Origin of the sequence: Blastomonas sp., from assembly GCF_041747255.1 — a bacterium.
GTDB lineage: Bacteria > Pseudomonadota > Alphaproteobacteria > Sphingomonadales > Sphingomonadaceae > Blastomonas.
The window spans coordinates 1-4417 of the sequence record NZ_JBGTFM010000066.1; the positions used below are offsets into that span (position 1 = coordinate 1).

General features: G+C 61.6%; 3 protein-coding genes and 1 tRNA gene. 2 read left to right on the forward strand and 2 right to left on the reverse strand.

Going from position 1 to position 4417, the window contains the following annotated elements:
* The first annotated feature begins 3 nt into the window (after positions 1-3).
* Positions 4-435, forward strand: coding sequence for a (deoxy)nucleoside triphosphate pyrophosphohydrolase (locus ACEW8G_RS02390; RefSeq protein WP_373486849.1), 432 nt, complete (start codon positions 4-6; stop codon positions 433-435).
* A 49-nt stretch (positions 436-484) separates the two neighbouring features.
* Positions 485-561: transfer RNA gene (locus ACEW8G_RS02395), tRNA-Arg, on the forward strand.
* A gap of 265 nt (positions 562-826) precedes the next feature.
* Here the strand turns inward: ACEW8G_RS02395 and ACEW8G_RS02400 are convergent.
* Positions 827-3814 (reverse strand): M16 family metallopeptidase, encoded by a 2988-nt coding sequence (locus tag ACEW8G_RS02400; RefSeq protein WP_373486847.1) that lies wholly within the window; start codon positions 3812-3814, stop codon positions 827-829.
* A gap of 153 nt (positions 3815-3967) precedes the next feature.
* Positions 3968-4417 (reverse strand): phosphoribosylaminoimidazolesuccinocarboxamide synthase (locus ACEW8G_RS02405; RefSeq protein ID WP_373486848.1); only part of this gene is annotated, 450 nt, incomplete at its 5' end.

Consider the following 4417-nt stretch of genomic DNA (forward strand, 5'->3'; position numbering starts at 1 on the left):
AAGGTGGAAATAATCCCGACACTTTTTCCCGTGGTTGCGGCGTTGCTGAGCGATCGCCACGGCCGGATGCTGGTTCAGCAGCGGCCGCAAGGCAAGTCCATGGCCGGGCTTTGGGAATTTCCCGGTGGCAAGATCGAACCCGGCGAGACTCCCGAGCAAGCACTGGCGCGTGAACTGGCGGAAGAGCTGGGCATTGTGGTCGCGCCCAGTGACCTCAAACCGTTCACTTTTGCCAGCGACGCGCTGGGAAACCGCCACCTGCTGTTGCTGCTCTATCGCTGCACGCGCTGGGAGGGAGAGGCCGCGCCGCTGCATGCCAGTGCACTGCGTTGGGCAGACATGGTAGAACTCGCACAATTGCCAATGCCGCCTGCCGATCTGCCGTTGCTGCCGCATATTGAACGGCTGTTGATGCATGAAAACGGGGAGAGGTGAAAAAGGTGTTGCCTTCAAACCGATCGCTGCCTATGCCGCCACTTCCCAAGCGCCCGTAGCTCAGCTGGATAGAGCATCAGACTACGAATCTGAGGGTCGGACGTTCGAATCGTTCCGGGCGCACCATTTTTCAACTACCCAGATTTAAATTACCGACGGTGATTTCGCTCTGCGTAGCATTGAGTTTGCTGGGGTATCGGATCGGGAAGGGTGGCACCTTCTGCTGACGCCGCACAAGGTAGGCCACGACAACCGATTCGCCCACACGCGCAAACTGAGATTTCATGACATGCTTTATGCAAAATAATCTGCCTGCCAGCACGAATGACTGTGGCGGATTGATGGCGCAACTGTTCACTCCCGACATTATATGGGTTGGCCGGTCACTGTCCTAGCGATTGGCGGCAACGTCCGCTGCGCGTGCGGCCAGTGTCGTTCCATCGCTTTTTGCATCGAACAGCGACTGGACGACCAGCGCCCGTTCCGGTGCCAGATACTTGCGCGCCAATGTCAGCAAATCATCGGTGCTCACCTTGCCGAATGCCGTGCCGCCGCTGCGGAACCGGTCGAGCCGTTCCGGCTTGCTTTGCGCGGCATCGACAATGCCCAGCCAGCTGGTGTTGTTTTTCACGCTGTTGGCGATGGACTCGAGGATTGGCGTGCGGGCCCGGGCCATTTCGTCGGGATTGATCGCCAGCGCGCGTGGCGGCGCGTCTGCGGGGGGCAGCGGCTCGGAGAGTTCAGCGGCGATGCGCCGGATAGCCGCCGAAACGCGATCGACATCATTGCTTTCGACGTTCGTGCTGATCTGGATATAGCCATAGCCGGGGTAGATTGACGAGGTAAACGAACGCGCTGACGGCGAATAGCTTGCCCCCAGGTTTTCGCGGATTTCGTCGGTCACCTTGATCTGCAGCAGCTCGGCAAGCAGGCGCAGCCGCACATCCTCCTGATAGTTGCTGTCGTCGGTCGTCGGCCAGTAATATTCGACAATCGCCTGATCGCTCTCGCCCTTGTGATACAGCACGCGCGGCGACCGGTTCTGCGTGAAATGGCGGTCGCGGGTCTCGCCATAGGCCCTGAATTCAACCTCGCGTTCGGGCAGCGCACCAAATGTCGCAGCGACCGCAGCAATCGCGGCGTCGCTGTCAAAATCGCCAACCAGCCCGATCTCGATGGCGCCACGTTCCAGCCGGTCGTTGATCGCGGAACGCAGGTCATCAAAGGTCAGCTTTTCAAACACCGCGCGTTCGGCGAGTGAAAAGCGCGGATCATTGTCTGAAAGGATCGCACCGATCTGGCTGCCGATCGCGCCAGCGGGCGTCGCATTCAGCCGCGCGTAGAAATTGGGCAGGTAGCTGCGATACTGATTCAGCGCTTCGGTGCGATAACCTGGATGCGTCGTGAACGCGGCGAGCACCTGCATCTGCAGCGCCAGATCATCGGGCGTGGTGGCCAGATAGCCGCCTAGATAATCTTCGCCCGATCCGAAATTGAGCGACACCGTGCGCCCCGCGAAAATCGAATAGAGATCGTCGAGGCTGTGCGCCTCAAGCCCGCCACGCACAAATATGTTCATCAGGCTGGTGGCTTCGGGCTTGTCGCGCGATGCCAACAGGTTGCCGCCATCGATGCGCAACGATGCCAGCACCCGGTTCTTGTCAAAATCGGTCTGCTTAAGGTTCAGCCGCACATTGTTGGCAAAACGGATGGTGCGGATGCCCAGGTCCTCGATCAGATTGTCCTCGACAATTGCGCCCGGCGCGCCAAAATCGCGATAGGCAAAAGCGGCGGCGCTGCGCGCCGCTGGCCGTCGCACTGCGACCCGGCGGGCATCGCGCCATGCGGTGCGGACTTCATCTGCGCCACCTGTAATGTCTGCCTTGGTCGACAGATGAATCAGCGGCGCATCAAGCGTGCCGAAATCCTTGCGCAGTGCCTTCAGCAGGCGTTTGGGGGTAATCTCGCCGCGAAACGCCATATAGCGGGCCAGCTGGCTTTCGGGCGTGGTCACGATCATCCGATCCTTGGCCATGCCCATCAGCTGGTTGGCAAGGCTGTCGTTGGGCCGCGTCTGGTTGCCGCGCACCGCGTTTTCATAGCCGGTTGTGAAGTTGGCAAGCTGCTCGGCCACCTCGGCCTCGGTGAAGCCGAATTTCAGCGCGGCGCGCACCTCGCGTTCGGCGGCGGCGACCCCGCGCTGCCATTCGCCATCGCGGGTGCCGACATTCAGCACCGACTGGTTGGCGATGCGGTAGACGTCCGACCGGCCAATCGATGCCCCGACGAACGGCGCATCTTCCTGCCGTGCGATCCGCCCGAGCCTGCGCCCGACGATGTTGTAGGCGAGCGCGAGCAGCAGCTTCTCGCGGCGGTTCGCGCTGGTGTCAGGCTGATCGACAAAAGGCGAAAATCGCATGACGGTCGCCACCTCGTCGATCGCGGGGTGAGTGAAGATGTTGACCGCATCGGTGCGCGCCAGATCGATCCGGCCAAGCGACGGGGTCGGCGTCTCGCCGCGCTTGGCCTGCCAGTCAGCAAAGCGGGCGATGACCATCGCCTCCACCGCCGCCACATCGACATCGCCGACAATGATCAGGGTGGTGCGCGCAGGCGTGTAAAAGCGTTCATAAAAGCTGCGAAAGCGCGCAGCGGGCGCGGTTTCGATGACCGCCTTGTCGCCGATGGGGGAGCGGGTTGCGATTAAGGTCTCGGGCACCGTGAAATTGAACAGGGATTCACGGTTGCGTTGCGCATAATTGGCGCGGGTGCGCATTTCCGACAGGATGATGCCGCGCTCGCGATCAATTGCGTCGGCGTCGAAGCTGATCTCGCTCGCGGTCTCGCGCAGCAGGAAGAGCGCGCTGTCCACCGTGTCCGGTCTGACATTGGGCAGGTCGAGCAGATAGCCGGTCTGGTCGTAGCTGGTGAACGCGTTGGTATCCGCGCCGAACGCCAGCCCCAGCCGTTCGAGGATCTTGACCATCTCGCCTTCGGGCACATTGGTCGTGCCGTTGAACGCCATATGCTCAACAAAATGGGCAAGGCCGCGCTCGTCTTCGGCCTCGGCGGTCGAGCCGACATCGACCAGCATCCGCATGACGGCGGTTTCGGGCGGGGTCTGGTTGCGGCGGATGGCGTAGCGCATGCCATTGGCCAGCACGCCGAAATGCACATTGGGGTCGGCCTGCAGGTCGGTCTTGTCAAAGCCCCAGGCAGCGGCGACGCGTTGGTCAATGGGTTGCAGCGCGGGGCCTGCAGCGGCCACCGTTTCATTGGGCTCTGCGCTTACCGCGGGCGCGTCCAGATCGCTGGTCTGAGCACTGAGCGGTGCTGCCATGATCAACGCAAGGCCCGACGCCAGCAGAGCCAGCATCATGCGGTTTATTTGCCTGTCCTGCCGGGTGTCTCGATCCATCTCCGTCCGCATCTGGTTCTGTTTGACCAAGATGTGACATGGCGTCTGGCGCAGCGCAAGATGACGATAACGTCAATTTGCGGCGTGCGCCAGCGCATGCCTTATGCTGTTGGTTTACTTGCCGCGCCTTCTGCGGTGGCTGTCAAGATCGAGCACTTCATTGTCGCCGCCCTCGGGCAGCAGGCCCAGCCGCCGGGCGACCTCCTGATACGCCTCGACCTCGCCGCCGAGATCACGCCGGAAGCGGTCCTTGTCGAGCTTTTCGCCGGTGTCGATGTCCCACAGGCGGCAGCCGTCGGGGCTGATCTCGTCGGCCAGGATGATCCGCGAGAAATCGCCATCGAACTGGCGGCCGAACTCAAGCTTGAAATCGATCAGGCGGATGCCGATGGCCGCGAACATGCCGGACATGAAATCGTTGATGCGGATCGCCATCGACGAGATGTCCTGCATCTCTTCCTGCGTCGCCCAGCCAAAGCAGGCGATATGTTCTTCGGCGACCAGAGGATCGCCCAGCGCATCATCCTTGTAACAATATTCGATCAGCGTGTGCGGCAGCGGCTG